Raw genomic sequence first — 17,925 nt, forward strand, 5'->3', positions numbered from 1 at the left:
CGATCCTCAGCTGAAGGACGAACGCAGGTTCGCGACGATCGCAGGCCCGGCGAAAACGAGGAACGCGCCGACAACTACCAGCGAGACCCAGGCCCAGCTGATCCGGTTGAACGCGGCGAGGAAGCCCGTCACCACGAAGGCAATGCCAAAGAAGGCCGTCGCCAAGGTACCGCGGAACGAGTCAAGCACACCGGTGGCCACGTTCTCGGCCTTGGTGAAGACGATATTCGCGAGCGCCGACTCAACTTGCGAGAGAGTGACGAGACCGGCCAGGAGGGCCAGCCGGATCGCTGGGGTCATATGCATGGGATTTTCCTGAATCAAAGCTCCGCAAGAATGCGGTCGTAAGCCGCCATCACCTTGACGATGTGAGTGCGGGTCTCGGTGTAAGGCGGCACCCCGCCATATTTGCGCACGGCATCCGGCCCGGCGTTATAGGCCGCAAGTGCAAGCGTCAGGCTCTCGAACGAGCCGATCTGTTCGAGCAGGTAGCGCGCGCCACCGTCGAGATTTTGCAACGGATCGCCCGGGTCCACCCGCAGATACCGCGCGGTGTCGGGCATGAGCTGCGCAAGACCCTTGGCCCCTGCCCGGCTCACCGCGCGTTGGGAATAATTGCTCTCGACCTTGATCATGGCCTGAAAGAAGGCCGACCACTGCCGTGGCGTGAGCTGAAGACGCCGAAGCGCCGGGTGATCCTGATAGCGCGCCGCCACCAGCCTGATTGCGGGCAGCACCGACTGCGCCGCCGTCACGCTTTTCGTACTCATCACGGGCGCTTGGGAACTCGGGTTCTCGTCGCTCTGATCCGCTTTGACCGCGATCGGGCGGATCAGGTACCCCTTGGCGTCGTAGCGCAATACCGACGCTTCAGCGGGAAGCGCCGCGAAGGTCGCAGGGGCGAGATCGACCCTGTCCCCCTGCCCTGCCTCATTCCAGCGGATCACTTCCGCCCGGGCGGCTGCGCATCCCGCCACGGACATCACCAGCGACAAAAGGCACGTCGAGATGATCGAGGTTGAGCTTGCCGCTGGCCATTCCGAAGAGACCGATCGGCGAGTTGATGACCCGCTCTCGCGCCGTCGCAGTGACCAGCATGAACCGATCGCCCTCCCGCGAGACCACATAAAATAGCCATTCACCCGAAAACCTCTCAGCGGGGTCTGGCGCACTGACACACTCGATCTCAACCGTCGCTCCATCGGTGGCGGCCATCTTGCGAAAATCCCGTTCCAGCAGGACGGGCAATGCGCGCCGTTTCATCTTGGCTCCCCTCGAATTGGTCAGTGGGGATCTATGTAACAAGAGTTTCTCCGTGACTCCATGATTAACGATGTATAAACGTCTTTCAAGCTTAAAAATGACAAACACGAGTGAAAATGCCCTTTGACGCGAGTCTCGACACGACAAGTGAGCCAGAAAAGCGTTTTGATCCAGCCGGTTGGGGTCCACTCGCCGGCGCAATGTCACGGCGATGCATCCCGCGTCTCAAGACACGCTTCCGCACTCTCAGGTGCTCCGCACACCCGATACGAGCAAAGCGCGCTGCAACCCTCTTTGTCCTTTGTCCCCTCTTGGCCGCTGCAGACCCCCTGCCCTGCCTGCCCCCAGATCTGCCGTCGACCGCGCTTTCAGCAGCCGCATTGACTGACTACCGCGCCGAGATCTCCGCAGAATTCGAAAGCTATTTCGCGGAGGTTGGCCCCTACATCGCCTGCCTTGATGCCGAGCGAAGCCGCACCCTCGACGAGGCTCGGCTCGCGACCAAGAGCTACGCCGAATTTCTTGATACCACCCACGCACCGGAGGACTCTCAATGAGGCTTTTTCGCCCCGCATTTTCACTCGGCCTTGCCCTGACGTTTCTCGTTCCTTCCCCCGCAAGCGCCTATCAGATCGATTGTGCGATCCTTCTCTGCCTTGCCGGTGGCTTCCCTCCGAGCGTGCCCTGCGCTCGGGCCCGTGCCGAAATGATTCGACGCATCACCCCTTGGCCCATCGAGCCTCCACTTCAGATCTGGCGCTGCCCGATGAGTGCGGCCTTCGACCTGCCTGCAACTGAGCGTCCGGCCGCGCGCCTCTATCAAATCGCGGAGAGCCCGGCACAAACACCTCGCGCCCCTGCCCTGCCACCAACCGAGGCAAGGCTCGTCGATCAGCTGGTGAGAATTGCGACTGGCGAATACACCGGTGGAAACGAAACCGCAGATACCGATATCAGCGGCCCCGAATTCGACTTTGTGCGCTCCATCCGGGTGTTCAGCGTGGAAGTCGCCCTACAGCGCTGGATTGGTCGCGACAGCGACATCTGCCATCAAAGCCAGCGCGTCCGCGTCGGAACATACGGTACCCAGGGCAATTTCAGCTGGCGCGGTTCCTCGGTTGCTGCACTCCCTGCGGCCTTCAAAGGCTTGGAGGGCTGGGCTGACTACAGTACTGCCAGTGGCCGCCACTGCCCGAGAATATCCAAGCGATCCGTCTTCATCGAGTGGCACAATCATGAGGGGGGGTATGGCTTCGAGCAGGTCGATTACTAGGTTTGCCCTGAGCAACCCGATCACGTCGCGCTGCGCAACGGATACCCGCAAGGAAAACATCAATTGGGGGGCAAAGTTTTGTTCGTGCCCGATCTGGCTGGCGGCTTCCGGCCGCATTTGCTCCTCGACATGGGCGTCGCTTGGGATCGCTGTCGCCACCGCGGCAAAACGCGCGGGCGTCAGCCTTGCCGATATGGTAGCAGCCGGCCTGCCCGGGTCACCGCCGTCGACCGACACCCCGACCGAGGCCGACACCGCCGCGGATGCCGAAAATCTGCTCAAGTCGGTGATGGCCGCCGTGGCGGTTAAGTTAATTCCCAATTAACATTTGCGGCACTGCGGCATTTGTGCTTCCGTCACTGCATTCCCAAGGGGGCTATTCGATGATCTATCCGACGATTCTGTGCGGCGGTTCCGGCACCCGCCTTTGGCCGTTGTCGCGTAAGAGTTATCCGAAACAATTCGTACCGCTTCTGGGGGATCAGACGCTGTTTCAGGCCTCGGCGCTGCGTCTGTGCGGGCCGGAATTTGCCGCGCCGCTGGTGCTGACGAACAGCGATTTCCGTTTCATCGTCACCGAACAACTGGCCGAGATCGGCATTGATCCGGGCGCGATCCTGATCGAACCCGAGGGGCGCAACACCGCCCCCGCCGTGCTGGCCGCCGCGCTGCATGTGATCGAGAAGGACCCCGAGGCGGTGCTGCTGGTCGCCCCCTCCGATCACGCCATCCCCGACGCGGCAGCGTTCCGCGCGGCGGTGAGGCGCGGCATGGCGGCGGTGGCGGCAGGCCAGATCGTCACCTTCGGCATCACGCCCTCGCGCCCGGAAACCGGCTATGGCTATCTGGAACTCTCAGTGCCGCCCGGGGCCGAGGGTGCGCCGGTAGCCTTGACCCGCTTTGTCGAAAAGCCCGACCTCGCCCGGGCCGAGGCGATGCTGGCGGCGGGGAATTTCCTCTGGAATGCCGGGATCTTCCTGTTCCGCGCCGCCGACATGATCGCCGCTTTCGAAGCCCATGCCCCCGAGGTTCTGGCCCCGGTCCGCGCCGCCGTCGACGATGCCCGCGCCGATCTGGGCTTTCTGCGCCTTGCCCCCGGGCCCTGGGCGAAGGCGCCCGAGATTTCGCTTGATTATGCAGTGATGGAGCGGGCGCCGAACCTCGCCGCCGTGCCCTTCAGCGGCGCATGGTCCGACCTTGGCGGCTGGGATGCGGTCTGGGCGGCACAGACGCAGGACAGCGCGGGGGTGGCGACCTCGGAGGGCGCCACCGCGATCGAGTGCCAGGACAGCCTGTTGCGCTCGGAAAGCGAGGGGGTGGAGCTGGTCGGCATCGGTTTGAAGAACATCATCGCCGTGGCGATGAATGATGCGGTTCTGGTCGCCGACATGTCCCGCGCGCAGGAGGTGAAGAAGGCCGTCGATGCGCTGAAGGCCCGCAAGGCGGCGCAGGCGGTGCAATTCCCGAAGGATCACCGCCCCTGGGGCTATTTCGAAACGCTGGCGCTGGGGCCGCGGTTTCAGGTCAAGCGCATCGTCGTGCATCCGGGCGCCAGCCTGAGCCTGCAAAGCCATCACCACCGCGCGGAACACTGGATCGTGGTGCAGGGCACGGCCAGGGTGACGGTGGATGACACCGTGCGACTGGTGACGGAAAACCAGTCGGTCTATGTGCCCCTCGGCTCGGTGCACCGGATGGAGAACCCGGGCAAGCTGCCGATGGTGATGATCGAGGTGCAGACCGGGGCCTATCTGGGCGCGGACGACATCGTGCGCTATGACGATGTCTATGCCCGCGGCCAGGGGGCGAAGGGATGAGGGCAGACATGAGCGATCTCGGGGGGATCACACAATGACCGGCAGCCTACTGACAGAGTCCCTTGAAGAGACCCTGGTCGTCTTTGGGGGGGCCGGTTTCATCGGCACGCATCTGATGCAGCGGCTGCGCTCGATGGGGGCGAAGAAGGTCGTCAGCATCGACATCCGCTAACCAAAACGTCCGGTTACCGGCGTCGACTATCGGATCGCCGATGTGCGCGACCTGTCTGGGCTGCATCTCGATGGCGCGGTGCCGTTGATTTTCAACCTCGCGGCGGTCCATACGACGCCGGGCCACGAACCTTGGGAATATTACGGCACCAACGTGAACGGCGCGATCCAGATTGCGCGTTTCGCGCAGCGGCATGGCACCCGCCAGATCGTCTTCACCAGTTCGATCTCGGTCTATGGCCCCAACGAGATCGCCAAGGATGAAACGACGCCCCCTGCCCCGACATCGGATTACGGTCGTTCCAAGCGGATGGCCGAGGAAATCCACCACGATTGGGTGCAGGCTGATCCGGTGCGAAAGCTGGTGATCGCACGCCCGGCCGTGGTCTTTGGTCTGGGCGAGGGTGGCAACTTCACCCGCCTTGCCAAGATGCTGAGCAGGGGGATTTTTCTGTATCCGGGACGCCGCGACACGATCAAATCCTGCATCTATGTCGGCGACCTGCTTGATTGGATGCTGGAAGCGGCAGGGCGACCGGAGCGTTACATCCTGTTCAACGGCGCCTTCTCCAACCGCTACACGATCGAAGAAATCGTCGAGACCTTCCGCAAGGTGGCTTTTCCGAAGGCGCGCACAAAGCTGGTTCCGGCGGCGGCGCTCAAGACCATGGCGGGGCTGTTGCGTCCTATTTCCGCAACGGGGCTTGGCATCCATCCCGAGCGTATCGAAAAGCTGATGGTCTCGACCAATATCCTGCCCGGCTGGGCGGAACAGGTGGGGCTTGCCACCCGGGACCGGCTTGAGGCCGGCCTGCGGGAATGGCGGGCGCAAGGGAACGGGAAGTTCCTCTAAGCACGGCCACACGCGCGCACAGAATCGAAACGCGGAAATGGACAGAAGTATGAACACAGATTTTTCCACTTTGCGGGTCGCGATCATTCATTATTGGCTGGTCGGTATGCGTGGGGGCGAGAAGGTCCTGGAAGAGCTTTGCGAAATTTTCCCGCAAGCCGACATCTATACACATGTTGTGATTCCAGAGAAACTGTCGGAAAAATTACGTCGGCACCGGATTGTGGAAACATTCATCGCGCGACTGCCCGCTGGACGAAAGCACTACCAGAAGTATCTTCCCTTGATGCCTCTGGCACTCGAAACACTCGATCTTAATGGCTACGATCTTGTCATTTCTTCAGAATCCGGACCAACAAAGGGGGTAATCACCGCGCCGGAAACGGTTCACTTGTGCTATTGTCATTCGCCCATGCGGTATATCTGGGATCAGTATCACGTTTATCGTTCACAAGCTGGATTGATGACACGGTTGATGATGCCATTTTTTGCGCATGCGCTGCGGATATGGGATCAATCAAGCGCAGCACGGGTTGACCATATCGTCGCGAATTCGGATTTCGTGCGGAGACGGATAGCGAAAAGCTGGGGGCGAGAGGCGACGGTGGTTCACCCCCCTGTCGATCTTGCGGCCTTTACGCCGCAAGCAGGAGTGCAGCCGGGTGATTTCTACCTCTATGTTGGAGAACTGATCAGTTACAAACGCGTTGATTTGCTGATCGATGCCTTCAACGAGAACGGGCGAAAGCTTATCATCATCGGTGACGGAGGCGAGCGTGGCGCGCTTGAGAAACGGGCAACCGGGAACATCGTTTTTCATGGTCGAGCAACTTTCGAAGAACTCAGGGAGCATTATGCGCGCTGTCGCGCGCTACTTTTTCCGGGGGTCGAAGATTTCGGAATCGTGCCTCTGGAGGCGATGGCTTCTGGTCGCCCGGTGATCGCCTATGCTCGGGGTGGAGCGATTGAAACGGTTAAGGATGGCGTATCGGGGATTTTCTTCGACCAAGCCGATTCGGCCTCAATCAACGCAACCATCCTGCGTTTCGAATCCGAACTCGAAAAAAATATTGACACTGGATCGATAATTTCGCACTCAGAATGCTTTAGTCGGGAACGGTTTAGAAAGAAAATCGAACAAGAGATTTCGGAAGCGTTTCGGCGCACACGAATGCGGCAATGACCTGATCAACAGTTTAGTGGGCTCAAAATTTCGTTGCGGCCGATAAACGCTGGAGGCCTTTGCCCGTTGCGATGCGTAATCGAATGCAACCTTCTTTAAAAGGACAGGAAGCGGAAATGGACGAAGGGAAATCACTTAGACGCATTGCTGTTGTGATAGCCTCGCTAGGGCGCCCACAATGCTTGTCGCTTCTATTGGAACGCCTTGCACGACAGACACTGCGACCATCCCTGGTTCTGCTGTCGCTGGAGACTTCGAACGACGCTCCACCAGAGACTGAGGCGCCGTTCCCGATCATTAAGATATTCGGTAGTCGTGGTCTGCCAGCACAACGCAACCGCGCTCTTGACGCTTTGGGTTCAGAAATTGATCTAGTTGTTTTTTACGATGATGACTTCGTTCCTTCGCGCTTTTCTCTTGAGAGAATGTCATTTTTTTTCGAAAAAAATCCTGATGTCGGCGGGGCAGAAGGACTGGTGCTTGCAAATGGAGATCTTGGCCCCGGAATTTCGGCGAATGAAGCCTGCCGAATTGTTGATGAAGCCGATACCCAACATGTCAGCGGCAGGCCTTTCTTAATTGAAAAGAGACTGCCTGCATTATATGGCTGCAACATGGCATATAGATACGAACTCGTTAGCAATACCCGCTTCGATGAAAATTTGCCACTTTACGCTTGGCTGGAAGACCAAGATTTTGGGGGGCGCATAGATGCACTTCAGGTCAAAACTGATGCGTTTTGGGGAGTTCATTGCGCGGAAAAAGTTGGGCGCGACAAAAATGGGCTTCGCTTCGGGTATAGCCAAGTTTGCAACCCAATCTACATGATAAGAAAGGGCTCGATATCCAGAAGAAAGGGATACGGGCAGGTCATTAAAAACATTATTGCCAACCATGTAAAGCTATTTTATTCAGAGCCGTGGATTGATCGACGTGGGCGGACAATTGGGAATTGGTTGGCAATCTGGGACGTACTGCTAGGTAAAGCTGATCCTCGGCGTATTCTTGATCTATGATGCTCTCCGGCATTGATGATTGGGCACCTCAAAAAATTGCCCTGACCTTTCCGCTGGGATGGAAAGCGGCGAGCATTCTGGGGCTGGGGTTTGACGATGGCGCAGATGGTCCAACTGCTGTGACCCCGGATGTTCATCCGGCTGAAACCAGAGTCCTTTGCTGAATTTGGCGCGGTTGCACCGACGGAGCAATGGGCGATCTGCGCAGCAGTTCAGTTGCGCGAAGCTGATCGCCCATTGCGTTGAGTTGGGCGGCGAAGACCGCCGGGGCCTGATAACCGAGGGCTGAATGAGGGCGCTCGGTGTTGTAGATGTGGGTCCAGCGGGCGACAGCCGCGCGCGCATGGTCGATGCCGAAGAACAGGGTCTCGTTCAGCAGTTCGTCACGCATCCGGCCGTTGAACGCTTCGCAATTCCCGTTTTGCATGGGCTTGCCGGGCGCGATGTAGGTAAGCACCCGGTTGTGGCCGCCTTCTGATGCTGCCTGTTTCAGCCTAACCACCCGTCGTTATTGACGTCGTTATTGACGTCGTCTGTGGCGGATGGGATCATGCGGCAAGAGATTTTGACGGGGGTTGAGCGGCGGCGGCGCTGGTCGGATGCGGAGAAGCGGTCGATCCTCGCGGAGGTTGGCGTGGATGGGGCGCGGGTTGCGGATGTCGCGCGCCGTCACGACCTGACCCGGCAGCACATCTATCAATGGCTGGCGGAGTTCCGGCGGCGGGGCGAAAGCTTGACGGAGGAGACCGCGTTCTTGCCGGTGGAGCTGAGGACCGAGAAGACGGTCACGCCCGCCGTCACACCCTCGCCGGTCGAGATCGTGCTGATGAACGGCAGGCCGCCTGCGCGGGATCGAGGGGCTGTCGGCATCAGGGCTCGCGCAGCTGATCCGGGTTCTGGAAGGCGCATGATCGGGCCGGGGAACGGCGTGCGCATTTTTCTTGCCGCCGGCACGACAGACATGCGGTGCGGGATTGCCGGGCTCTGCGCGCAGGCAAAGAAGGTGTTGGGCGAGGATCCGGCGGGTGGGGCGCTCTTGGTGTTCAGAGGGCGCATGGGCGACCGGCTGAAGATCCTGCACTGGGATGGGCAGGGCTTTTGCCTCTATTACAAAGTGCTCGAGCGCGGCCATTTCCCTTGGCCCAAGGCCACCGAGGGCAAAGTTGCACTGACCCCGGCGCAGATGGCGATGCTCTGGGAAGGCATAGACTGGCGCCAACCACGCTGGACGAGCGCGCCGACGCGGATGTGAGTCAAAGCGCCGCTTAGCCTTTGTTTTGTTGAGATTACGGGCTGCAGCATGGTACCTTTGGCCATGTCGCTCACCGCCGCTTCCCTGCCGGATGACCCCGCCGCCCTGAAGGAGATGATCCTTCAGCTGCAGGCCAGCCTGCGCGCGCATGACCTGCTGGTGCAGTCGCTGCGCATGCGGATCGCGCGGCTGCGGCGGCAGGCTTTCGGCAAGGGCTCCGAGAAGGTCGCCCGCGAGATCGAGCAGCTGGAGTTCGCGCTCGAGAGCCTGCAGGTGGCCGAGGCCGAGGTTGCGCCACCGCCCGAGCAGGACAGCGTCGAGACCGCGCCGGTCTGCAGCACGTCAGACGACCAAGGCGACGCCGAAGCCTCGGAGAAGGCGCCGCGCCGACGCCCGCGGGTGTCGCCCGACACGCCGCGCGAGCGCCGCGAGCTCGATCCCGGCGAGACCTGTCCGGAATGCGGCGGCGCCCTGCGCCTCGTCGGCGAGGATGTGAGCCAGATCCTCGAGATGATCACGGCCCGGCTGAAGCTGATCGAGGTGGCGCGGCCGAAGAAGTCCTGCCGGTGCTGCGAGAAGATGGTGCAATGCCCGGCGCCGACCCGGCCGATCCCTGGCAGCCTTGCTGGTCCGAGCCTGCTCGCCTTAATCCTCGTCGCCAAATACGACGACCACCTTCCGCTCTATCGCCTGAACGAGATCTTTGCCCGGATGGGCGCTGACATCCCCGACACCACGCTTGCCGGCTGGTGCGGCGGCGCGATGCGGACGCTGGCGCCGCTGGTCGAGCTGATCCGCAAGGATGTTCTGGCCTCGGACCTGCTGCATGCCGACGACACGCCGATCCGGGTGCTCGACCGCGCGAAGAAGGGCGAGCTTGGCAAGGGCGTGAAAGAGGGGCGGATCTGGGCCTATGTGCGTGACCAGCGGCCCTGGTCGGGAGCCGCGCCCCCGGCGGTGGCCTATCACTTCTCACCCGATCGCAAGGGCGAGCACCCGCAGAAACACCTCGGGGCGGGCAAGGGGATCCTGCAGGCCGATGCTTACGCGGGCTTCAGGGATCTCTATCTGGCAGAGGGAAATGGCGAGGCCAGGTTCCAGGAAGCCGCCTGTTGGGCGCATCTGCGCAGGGCCTTTTTTGACGTCGAGAAGGAGACCGGCTCGGAGATCGCCCGCGAGGCGCTGGAACGGATCGGTGCGCTTTATGACATCGAAGCGCAGATCAACGGCCGCAGTGCCGACGAGCGCCACGCTGTCCGGCAGGCGCACAGCCGCCCGAAGGTCGAGGCGTTCAAGGCCTGGGCGGAGGAGAACCTCGACTATATCTCGGGCAAGAGCGATCTGGCGAAGGCGTTCCGCTACGCCCTGAACCGCTGGGACGCCTTTTGCCTCTTTCTCGAGGATGGGCGCGTGGCCATTGACAACAATCCGGCCGAGCGCGCCATGCGCCCGATCGGCATCGGGCGGAAGAACTGGCTTTTTGCGGGCAATGACGCCGGGGGCGAAACCCTGGCGCGCGCGATGACCCTGATCGAGAGCGCGAAACTGAGCGGTCTCGACCCGCAGGCCTATCTGGCCGACGTGCTGGCGCGCATCAACGACCACATCAACCCGCGGCGTTACGAACTGCTCCCCTGGAATTGGAAGCCCCTGCCAGCCGGTGACACCAAGATCGCCGCCTGATCGGCGCAGATCTCGTTGACGTCGCTAACGACGCCAATAACGACGTCGTATCAGGCACCCCAGATATCGCCCGAACGCGCAAGGGCGGCCACAATCGAGCGGTTACCGATGTAGTGCCACTTCACCTGCATCTTCTCGGCCCATTCGAGGATCGCGTTCGAAGTGAACTCGGTTCCATTGTCCGAAACGATCACGCCGGGCTTTCCGCGCCGCGCGATCAGCGCCGTCAATTCCCGGGCAACGCGGCGGCCGGAAATCGAGGTGTCGACCACCGCGGCCAAGCTCTCCTTGGTGACATCGTCGATCACGTTCAGAATGCGGAAACGCCGCCCGTCGGCGAACTGGTCCTGGATCGAGCCATGGAACCGCCACTGGTTCGAGGCCCATGGCGAGGATCGACCGACCAGCGCGCGTTCGCCACAGCCTCGGTCACCAGCGGTGCCCGTGTGCCGATGGCACGTTTGCGGCCGCGACGCCGACGCACCGCAAGCCCCTCCTCACGGTAGAGCCGCTGCGTGCGCTTGCGGTTCAGCACATGGCCATCGCGGCGCAGAATGACATGCAGGCGTCGATACCCGAACCTTCGGTGCGTCTCGGCGGCGGCGCGCAGCACATCGCGCAACGCAGCATCATCGGGGCGCCTATGCCGATACCGCACTGACGACCGATCTGCCCCGATCACGGAACACGCCCGCCGCTCGCTCATCTCGTAACGCTGTTTGAGATGGGCGACGGCTTCGCGCCTGGCGGCGGGCGTCACCACTTTTTTGACAGAAGATCCTTCAGCGCGGTGTTGTCGAGCATCGCTTCGGCAAGCAGCCGCTTCAGCTTGCCGTTCTCGTCTTCGAGGGCCTTCAGGCGCTTTGCCTCCGAAGGCTCCATGCCGCCGAACTTCGCCTTCCAGGCATAGAACGTGCCACTACTGATCCCGTGCCTGCGGCAGACCTCTGCCGTCGTCGCACCCGCCTCCTGCTCTCGCAGGATCGCAATGATCTGCTCTTCGGTGAACTTCGATCTCTTCATGTCCGGTCCTCTCATTGGGACGGACTCTAGCATCAGATGGACGAGTTATCGGGGGGCACAGCACCGCGCTCATGCCCTGGAACTTCCGAGAATAGTCAAGCCGCAAGGCAAAGGGCGATGAGCGGGCGCTTACTCAAAGCTGGCGGCGGCGGCCCAATGGCCGGGCCCGCAAATCGCGCAGCCTGAAGACGGATGACGGCGACAACTATTTTGACGAACACCGTCGGCGCCGTCCGATCAGAACCAGAAGGCGCATCGCTAGGAGCCAGTAGAAAGCCATTCCGAAATAAGCGACCACGCTGTTGAGCGGGCCGCGCAGGATGATCGGCGCGAAGCCTGTCATCAGGCAGTAAAGTGGCGCGGCAAGGGTGAATTCGTTGCGCTGTGCCGCGGTCTTGGCCTGCATCCCCGCCCGCGCGACCGACCAGGCCAGAACCGTGATCCCGATGAGGAAGAAGATCGGGCCGCCCGAGGTAAAGAAATCCATAAAGAACGGATAAGACAGGTTAAGAAACCAGTATCCGAGATCGCCCATGGTTTGATAGCTGCTGCCGGTGGGCTTACTCTCCCAGATTGCGCGGGGAACGAAGAAGAAGACGAACCCGAGGATGTTACCGGAGCTTAAATAGCCGTGCTGCTCATGATAGGTCATGCCGTTCGCGAGCATCTGCGGCACATCCAAATCGACGCTATAGAGCGTTGCAGTGAAGTCGCGCAGCAGCGTGTCGAAAAAGCCGTTCGAACGATTGCTGAACCCCGATCCGAGCATTTTCAGCGCGCCGAGAAAGAAGAAGTTTCCCAGCGCCAAAAGGAAAATCGTCAACGCCTTGAAGGCCGGGCGGAAACTGCTTTTCAAGAAAAAGGCGGTGAAGGTAGAAAGCACGAAGCCGACGAAGACGAAGCGCGGGTTAGCGATCGGGTTGAAGATGACTGCAACATAAAGCAGTACTGCGATCATGTGCCAGCGTTTCACTGCAGGGTTGTTTTGGCGGTACATAAGCACGAGCGACAACCCGCTGCTGAGCGCAATCCCAGCGGCGGTGAAAGTTAGCTGCTTCCCGATGCCTTCGGCTTCGGACTTGGCGAAACGGGGCGACAGGACATAGCCCCAGCCGCCGAACGCTGTGAGCAGGACGAATGACAAGATGAGCCCTGCGATGGCCAGCCTGCGATAGCGCTCTTGACGTGCGTGCGAGGGTAAAGTGATCGTTTTCCACGACGGCAGCAGCGTGCCGATCGCCCAGAGCAGTATGAAGCTTCCGGTCAGGAGCATCGCCGCCAGCAGGCCGCTGGTCGTATGCGAGTGGCTCCAAGGATAGTAGTTCGTCACGGTCTGGTAGAGCGTCACGGTCGCGATCGGAAACCACAGGAAATAAGCCAGTACCGTCTCAGCCAAGCCCAGCCGGTTCCACTGCACCACGCAGAAGGCAAATACCACCGCGCCAATATAGAGCATCACGGCAGAGGGAGGCGGGCTTAGGTAGGGGAAAGTTCCTATACCAGCGAGGATGATAATGACCGAAAGCACTAGATTCGTCGCCATCCAAGCCATCGCCCCAATCGACGAGGCCAAGTATGTCGAGCGCCTCACCCGGGTTCGTGCGGCGACGGAATTCGCTCTTATCATTTACCATCCCTGCCGATCGGGCCGACGTAACGTCCACTTGTCTCGAAATCAGGTGCCCCACTGAGAGAAGAAGACGCAACAATTCCAACTATATCATGAAGCAACAATACGATCTTGACGATTGTCGTCAAGATCGTATTGCGCGCGCTGCGGCGTTGTGCTGTCCGGTTCCTTGAGGTGATGTGATGGACAGCTCTTCCACCCACCCGCCCCGAGGCATTCTGGGGCTGTCGCAGCAAACGAGCGGAGGGCTTTTGAAGATGGACAAGGTTACGACGACCCAAGGGTTCTTTTCAACGCCCGCACCCCGGCGGGGCCGAGTAGCTTTTTCGCCAGCTGTTTGGCATCTCCCTTCATATTCGAATCGAGGTTCTTGATCATCCGCAGGGCATTGCTCTCGTCCACGGCATCGACAAAGGCTTCGACCAACAGCGGCCTGAACTGCTTCTCGTTAGGGGCAAAGAGACGTGCGGCAATTGCCTCGGCCTCTTGTTTGCCGCTGAGCGCGAGGTAGTCAATCCCGAGCCCCTTGGCAAAGCCTTTGACTAGTTCCGGCGATTTCGTGCCGAAATGCCCACCAGCGGCGATGAAGCGATCGGCTTCGGCCCCGAAATCCGAGCCGGGGTGATTGTGCTGGGTGAATTCGGTGCCTTTGCCGTTATTGACCAGCAGGATCCGGACATTCGGCCCAAGATGGCGGTTTCCGAGCGCATTCATGTCGTAGAAGAATGCGAGATCTCCGGTCACGAGGAAATATAGCTGCTTGGGGTTGGCTAGCGCCGCGCCAATCAGCGACGACATGCAGCCATCGATGCCGAAGCCACCGGTATTTGAGGCCGAACGAACGCCTTCGGGCAGTTCGAAGAAATTCCATGCCCTGAGACTGTTCAGAATAGCGAAATGGACTACGGAGCCTGCGGGGATGCGCTCGGCGAATTGCGAAGCGAGCCAGATGTTGGAAAACGGCAGATCGGGTAGCTTCGCGCGCTTTTCTGCGAGGCTGGCGCGGCAGAGTTCGACATAGCTGGCGCAGCGGCCTTCGCTCTTAGCATAGGCCTTGAAGAAGTATTCTTCTGACATTTCGAACACATGGCGAAGCCTGCGGTAGGTGTCGCGAATTTCACCGTCGGGGTTGACGCGCCAGACTTCCTTTCCGACGAGGGTTTCGAACTGGTAATCGCCCGAAACCTCGCCTATGTGGATCATCACGTCTGGGCGAATTGCCGATTGATCGGTGCGTTCCTGACCGCCTAGCAGCGCCGACAGGATGCGGTACTTGCCGCGATAGCCGCTGGTGTGGTCACAAAAGACCGCTGCGTCATTGGCTTCGCAGAACGCGTCCAGCGCGTCAGTTTCCCGCGTAGTCCATGTCTTGTGCGCGCCGACGAAAACGCCGATACGCCCCTTCAACTCGGGCAAGACATCGCCGGGGAACCAGCGATCGATCTTGCGGTAGACGGGCAGGGAAGCTTTCTGGAAATTCCGGCTGTAGGTCGTGGGCAAGTTGATGTGTACAGGCCCACCGCCGTGACGGGTCAACTCGAGGATGGCGCGGTTAACTTTCATCTCGCATTCCCAGATGCCATCGCCATCCTTGGCGACTGGCAACTCAACGCTGAGCTTGACGACATCCTTCGGCAGAGAACTACGGTCGATCACCTGGGCGATGTGATGGCCAACGCGGGCGGGGATCTGGGTGGAGGTGATGGCGAGGACCGGTAGTTTGCGGTAATATGCCTCGGTTAAGCCGGGAAGGTAGTTGCGCGAGGCCGTTGCGCCGGTACAGGTCAAGACAACCGGTTCTCCGCTTTCGGCGGCCAGACCGCAAGCCATATAAGCCGCCGATCTTTCATCCACGGCCGAATATATGCAAAAGTAGGAATCCGACTGGATGCTGCCAACGAACGTGATGTTAGTCGCCCCGGGCGAGGCAATGACACGGCGAATTCCATGCGCCTTTAGCAGTGCGATCACTACTTGGACCTGCTTTTCGTCGGTATAATGCGTCACCATGCCTTGATCCTTTCGACGAGTTTCTCAGGCAGCCCCCGATGGACCAGGTAGCTCAGTTTCTTTTTGGTGCCGAGGAAGCCGCCAAGGTGGCTTATTTCGCCCAGTGCACGGTCGCGCAACGCCTCACTGCGCGGATTGAGCGGCAAAAATCCGCCTCCCCGGAGTTGCTCGCCAAGCCGAGTGGCGAGCTGTGCGCGCCAGTCTGTCGCAGGCCCCGGAACGTAGACTCGCAAGATCTTGCTCGGGTCGAAGCGGCGATCATACATTCGATCATAGATCACCTGCGGCGCCGAGGGAGCGGCGGCGCAGAAGGTCTCGAGATCCTGCAGGACCACCTCGGGACGACGGCCGAGATGGACCTCGAGCAGGTCGAGGTAGACCGCAAGAACTTCAGACCAGGGTAGAGCTCGCGATCCTGTCAGGTTGAAGTCCTCGCCCAGCCCAGTCGGGTTTCCAACCAGTGCGGCAATCATGGCGGCTACATCGGCGCCGTCGGTCATCGTAGTCAGCTTGTCCATCATCGGCGCGCAGAACACGATGCGCCGTCCAGCAAGCGCCCGCGGGAGCCAGTCCTCCTTCTCAAGGGTGCCGAGCTGCAGGCGCCCCGTGCCAAAGGTGATATAGGGGCGGATGATCGTCCAGTTACTGCGCCCGCTGTCGCGTAGCAGGTTTTCCTGCCGCGCTTTGGACAGGGCGTATTCGTCACTGGCCAGAAAGGTGCTGTCTTGCGAAACCTCCAGAAGCCGCGGCGAGGTCTCGACGAGCGCGGCGTCCGATTTGGCAAAGACCCGCGCCGAACTGGTGAAGATGTATTGCCCGGTCGCATTGAGCAGGGAGCCGAGCCTCTCGGCAAAGCTCACCGTATCATAGACCATGAAGTCGACGATAACGTCCCAGCTCTGCCGAAGGAGCGGGTCCAGGAAGGCGCGGTCGCGGGCATTGCCCTGAAGGTAGTGCACATTGGCTCTGACCGTCACAGAGTTAGGCTGACGGCTGGTTACATGGATCTGACGCCCGGTCGGCTCAAGGCATTCAATCATCTGGCGGCCTATGGCCCCAGTGGCGCCCAGTGCGAGTATTTTCACGGCGCGCGGTCCTTCCCTGTGAAGCGTTTTGTGATCATCTGAACCAAGGTATGCCGTTCGTACCGGCTCATGCCCAAGAGAAAAATCGTTAAGATCGGGACCATGAAGAGCATGGCAGCGGCGGCGATGCCCGAAGCCTCCATCTTAAGATTTTCCACCCCCGGAACCAAGCGCATTATGATCAAGGACAGCGCCGTAGAGGCTGACGCCACCAGCGACACGCGCAGCATTACATTCCCAAGGTATCGCCCGACGGGCAGGCCGGTGAGCCTGCCGACGATCAGCAGCCGGACGAAGAACATGATGACATTCACAGTGATCGCCACTATGTAGATCGAATAGGCCGGGGCCCCAGCCTTGATCGCCAGCCACGAGACCAGCAACACGAGAAGCTGCAACGCGCCGAGCGACAACTCATAGAGGCGCATGTTGCCGGTCGCACGCACGGCGGTCATCAGCGGGAAACTGATCGCCACGATGGCGTTCTCGACTAGGGCAAGGCGGGTGAAGATCACGGTTTCATCCGGAAAAGTGCCGAGCCAGAGCGACAATATCCCCGGCATCAGCGCTATGATAGGCAAGGTGGCCACCCAGACGAAGTAAAAGGCAATCTTCGAGCCGGTGAAGATGAGGGAAAACATATGCTCGGTTTCGCCGGCCGCATGAGCTTTGATGATCGGCGGGTGCAGCGCGGCCGAAAAATTGTTCGCGAACGTCAAAATCTGGATACCGACCGAGGCCGAAATTGCGCGTGCCGCCACCGTCGCGGGGCTGAAGGCTTGGTTGACGAGAATAGTCACCGCTTGGTTGCGCGCGACCGTAGAGATTTGCCCGAACAGCGTCCAGCCAGAAAAGCGGAGCATGTTCAGGATTGGGGACAGCTCCGGCTTGATCCGATGCGGGCGGCATTCATCATAGTGCAGGCTGACATAGAGGAAATATGACAACGCCACCACGGCGGAGGTTAGACAGAGAAACGCACCGTAAAGCACGACGCGATCACCGACGACAGAATGCAGAGATAGTACGGCCCCAAGTTTGAGAACCGCTTCGAGCACCGAGATCAGGGCGAAGACATGCATGTCTTCATGGGCAAGAATAACCGAAGAATAATAGGTCGAAATGATGGTAAAAACGAACTGAACCGTTAGGAAATGAAATAGTAACCTAGCGGCGTCCATGCGCTCCGGTGCGAGGGTCAGTGCGGTCTGCACAAACCAAAGACCCGCGGTTTCCAGCCCGACAACTGACAGCACGACGAGACCCGCTGTAATCGTTAAACTGGAATCATGAACCTGTATTAAAGATTTTGCGAATTGATCGCCTATCGCGAACGAAAAATAGCGCTGCACAATCGTGCCAAGTGCGAGGGTCATGAAAGAACCGAGCATCACAACGTTCATCACGACGTTGTAGAGCGCAAAGTCATCGACTCCGAGGGCCCCAAGCACGATTCGGATCGCATAGAGGTTCAGCAATACGACGAACACTTGACGGCCGAACAGGGCGAACGTGTTTTTAGCCAGACTGGAGGATCTCATGGATCTCGATGCCGCAGTAAGATCACAAACTAAGCCGCAACATGGCCACAACAACCGAACCAGCCGCGACCGCCACAACTTTCAGCGTCTGCCATGATCGGCGGCCAACCATAAAACTCAGATCA

The 17,925-nt window shown here is 60.1% G+C and carries 17 protein-coding genes and 2 pseudogenes; 10 read left to right on the forward strand and 9 right to left on the reverse strand.

The genetic code is table 11. From position 1 onward, the window contains the following. Positions 1 to 6: 6 nt before the first annotated feature. The 3 genes from AC4PTB_RS18575 to AC4PTB_RS18585 are packed head-to-tail and all read right to left on the reverse strand — an operon-like array spanning position 7 to position 1,263. Positions 7 to 306, reverse strand: a complete 300-nt coding sequence (locus AC4PTB_RS18575; RefSeq protein WP_492192687.1) for a TrbC/VirB2 family protein — start codon at positions 304 to 306, stop codon at positions 7 to 9. Between the two features lie 14 nt (positions 307 to 320). Beyond that, positions 321 to 986 carry a lytic transglycosylase domain-containing protein gene (locus AC4PTB_RS18580; RefSeq protein ID WP_492192769.1) on the reverse strand — a complete coding sequence of 222 codons (666 nt, stop codon included), beginning with the start codon at positions 984 to 986 and terminating at the stop codon, positions 321 to 323. After that, the gene (locus tag AC4PTB_RS18585; protein WP_492192688.1) at positions 931 to 1,263 is read right to left on the reverse strand and encodes a hypothetical protein; all 333 of its coding nucleotides are present in this window, start codon (positions 1,261 to 1,263) and stop codon (positions 931 to 933) included. Before AC4PTB_RS18585 ends, AC4PTB_RS18580 begins: the two co-directional genes overlap by 56 nt. A 311-nt stretch (positions 1,264 to 1,574) precedes the next feature. Here AC4PTB_RS18585 and AC4PTB_RS18590 point away from each other — a divergent pair, with 311 nt between their 5' ends. From AC4PTB_RS18590 to AC4PTB_RS18625, 8 genes are all read left to right on the forward strand, one after another. After that, positions 1,575 to 1,820: a hypothetical protein gene (locus tag AC4PTB_RS18590; protein WP_492192689.1), complete on the forward strand. Its 246-nt coding sequence runs from the start codon at positions 1,575 to 1,577 to the stop codon at positions 1,818 to 1,820. Next, a complete protein-coding gene (locus AC4PTB_RS18595) occupies positions 1,817 to 2,536 on the forward strand; it encodes a hypothetical protein (RefSeq protein ID WP_492192690.1) in 720 nt (239 codons plus the stop codon). Before AC4PTB_RS18590 ends, AC4PTB_RS18595 begins: the two co-directional genes overlap by 4 nt. Further along, positions 2,511 to 2,861, forward strand: coding sequence for a hypothetical protein (locus tag AC4PTB_RS18600; protein WP_492192691.1), 351 nt, complete (start codon positions 2,511 to 2,513; stop codon positions 2,859 to 2,861). The genes AC4PTB_RS18595 and AC4PTB_RS18600 overlap by 26 nt, the downstream gene beginning before the upstream one ends. 58 nt (positions 2,862 to 2,919) lie before the next feature. After that, positions 2,920 to 4,353 carry a mannose-1-phosphate guanylyltransferase/mannose-6-phosphate isomerase gene (locus AC4PTB_RS18605; protein ID WP_492192437.1) on the forward strand — a complete coding sequence of 478 codons (1,434 nt, stop codon included), beginning with the start codon at positions 2,920 to 2,922 and terminating at the stop codon, positions 4,351 to 4,353. A 34-nt stretch (positions 4,354 to 4,387) separates the two neighbouring features. Next, positions 4,388 to 4,525: a hypothetical protein gene (locus AC4PTB_RS18610; protein WP_492192436.1), complete on the forward strand. Its 138-nt coding sequence runs from the start codon at positions 4,388 to 4,390 to the stop codon at positions 4,523 to 4,525. Positions 4,526 to 4,567: 42 nt separating this feature from the next. Beyond that, the gene (locus AC4PTB_RS18615; RefSeq protein WP_492192692.1) at positions 4,568 to 5,377 is read left to right on the forward strand and encodes an NAD-dependent epimerase/dehydratase family protein; all 810 of its coding nucleotides are present in this window, start codon (positions 4,568 to 4,570) and stop codon (positions 5,375 to 5,377) included. 49 nt (positions 5,378 to 5,426) lie between these two features. Continuing rightward, a complete protein-coding gene (locus tag AC4PTB_RS18620; RefSeq protein WP_492192693.1) occupies positions 5,427 to 6,560 on the forward strand; it encodes a glycosyltransferase in 1,134 nt (377 codons plus the stop codon). 116 nt (positions 6,561 to 6,676) lie between these two features. Further along, a complete protein-coding gene (locus tag AC4PTB_RS18625) occupies positions 6,677 to 7,576 on the forward strand; it encodes a glycosyltransferase family 2 protein (protein WP_492192694.1) in 900 nt (299 codons plus the stop codon). A 241-nt stretch (positions 7,577 to 7,817) separates the two neighbouring features. Here the strand turns inward: AC4PTB_RS18625 and AC4PTB_RS18630 are convergent. Next, positions 7,818 to 8,024: pseudogene (locus AC4PTB_RS18630) on the reverse strand (integrase core domain-containing protein); the annotation flags it as partial. 102 nt (positions 8,025 to 8,126) lie between these two features. On the opposite strand from AC4PTB_RS18630, the gene tnpB reads away from it, so the two are divergent. After that, the gene (tnpB, locus tag AC4PTB_RS18635) at positions 8,127 to 8,828 is read left to right on the forward strand and encodes an IS66 family insertion sequence element accessory protein TnpB (protein ID WP_492192695.1); all 702 of its coding nucleotides are present in this window, start codon (positions 8,127 to 8,129) and stop codon (positions 8,826 to 8,828) included. A gap of 63 nt (positions 8,829 to 8,891) precedes the next feature. Further along, the gene (gene tnpC / locus AC4PTB_RS18640; RefSeq protein WP_492192696.1) at positions 8,892 to 10,511 is read left to right on the forward strand and encodes an IS66 family transposase; all 1,620 of its coding nucleotides are present in this window, start codon (positions 8,892 to 8,894) and stop codon (positions 10,509 to 10,511) included. 107 nt (positions 10,512 to 10,618) lie between these two features. On the opposite strand, the pseudogene AC4PTB_RS18645 reads toward tnpC, so the two are convergent. The 5 genes and pseudogenes from AC4PTB_RS18645 to AC4PTB_RS18665 all read right to left on the reverse strand — a co-directional run. Beyond that, a pseudogene (locus tag AC4PTB_RS18645) lies at positions 10,619 to 11,534 on the reverse strand (IS3 family transposase); the annotation flags it as partial. A 205-nt stretch (positions 11,535 to 11,739) separates the two neighbouring features. Then, positions 11,740 to 12,990: a hypothetical protein gene (locus AC4PTB_RS18650; RefSeq protein WP_492192697.1), complete on the reverse strand. Its 1,251-nt coding sequence runs from the start codon at positions 12,988 to 12,990 to the stop codon at positions 11,740 to 11,742. Positions 12,991 to 13,431: 441 nt separating this feature from the next. Next, positions 13,432 to 15,174, reverse strand: coding sequence for a thiamine pyrophosphate-binding protein (locus AC4PTB_RS18655; RefSeq protein ID WP_492192698.1), 1,743 nt, complete (start codon positions 15,172 to 15,174; stop codon positions 13,432 to 13,434). Continuing rightward, positions 15,168 to 16,259: an NAD-dependent epimerase/dehydratase family protein gene (locus tag AC4PTB_RS18660; protein WP_492192699.1), complete on the reverse strand. Its 1,092-nt coding sequence runs from the start codon at positions 16,257 to 16,259 to the stop codon at positions 15,168 to 15,170. Before AC4PTB_RS18660 ends, AC4PTB_RS18655 begins: the two co-directional genes overlap by 7 nt. Then, a complete protein-coding gene (locus AC4PTB_RS18665; protein WP_492192700.1) occupies positions 16,256 to 17,749 on the reverse strand; it encodes an MATE family efflux transporter in 1,494 nt (497 codons plus the stop codon). Before AC4PTB_RS18665 ends, AC4PTB_RS18660 begins: the two co-directional genes overlap by 4 nt. Positions 17,750 to 17,925: the final 176 nt, after the last annotated feature.

It is taken from the genome of Rhodobacter sp. 4.3.4 (assembly GCF_058724655.1).

Excerpts from the sequence above, each read along its gene's own strand:
- AC4PTB_RS18575 (WP_492192687.1), bottom strand. The coding sequence starts at position 306 with ATGCATATGACCCCAGCGATCCGGCTGGCCCTCCTGGCCGGTCTCGTC.
- AC4PTB_RS18585 (WP_492192688.1), bottom strand. The coding sequence starts at position 1,263 with ATGAAACGGCGCGCATTGCCCGTCCTGCTGGAACGGGATTTTCGCAAG.
- AC4PTB_RS18595 (WP_492192690.1), top strand. The coding sequence starts at position 1,817 with ATGAGGCTTTTTCGCCCCGCATTTTCACTCGGCCTTGCCCTGACGTTT.
- AC4PTB_RS18600 (WP_492192691.1), top strand. The coding sequence starts at position 2,511 with ATGGCTTCGAGCAGGTCGATTACTAGGTTTGCCCTGAGCAACCCGATC.
- AC4PTB_RS18605 (WP_492192437.1), top strand. The coding sequence starts at position 2,920 with ATGATCTATCCGACGATTCTGTGCGGCGGTTCCGGCACCCGCCTTTGG.
- AC4PTB_RS18610 (WP_492192436.1), top strand. The coding sequence starts at position 4,388 with ATGACCGGCAGCCTACTGACAGAGTCCCTTGAAGAGACCCTGGTCGTC.
- AC4PTB_RS18620 (WP_492192693.1), top strand. The coding sequence starts at position 5,427 with ATGAACACAGATTTTTCCACTTTGCGGGTCGCGATCATTCATTATTGG.
- AC4PTB_RS18625 (WP_492192694.1), top strand. The coding sequence starts at position 6,677 with ATGGACGAAGGGAAATCACTTAGACGCATTGCTGTTGTGATAGCCTCG.
- tnpB (WP_492192695.1), top strand. The coding sequence starts at position 8,127 with ATGCGGCAAGAGATTTTGACGGGGGTTGAGCGGCGGCGGCGCTGGTCG.
- tnpC (WP_492192696.1), top strand. The coding sequence starts at position 8,892 with ATGTCGCTCACCGCCGCTTCCCTGCCGGATGACCCCGCCGCCCTGAAG.
- AC4PTB_RS18650 (WP_492192697.1), bottom strand. The coding sequence starts at position 12,990 with ATGCTCTATATTGGCGCGGTGGTATTTGCCTTCTGCGTGGTGCAGTGG.
- AC4PTB_RS18655 (WP_492192698.1), bottom strand. The coding sequence starts at position 15,174 with ATGGTGACGCATTATACCGACGAAAAGCAGGTCCAAGTAGTGATCGCA.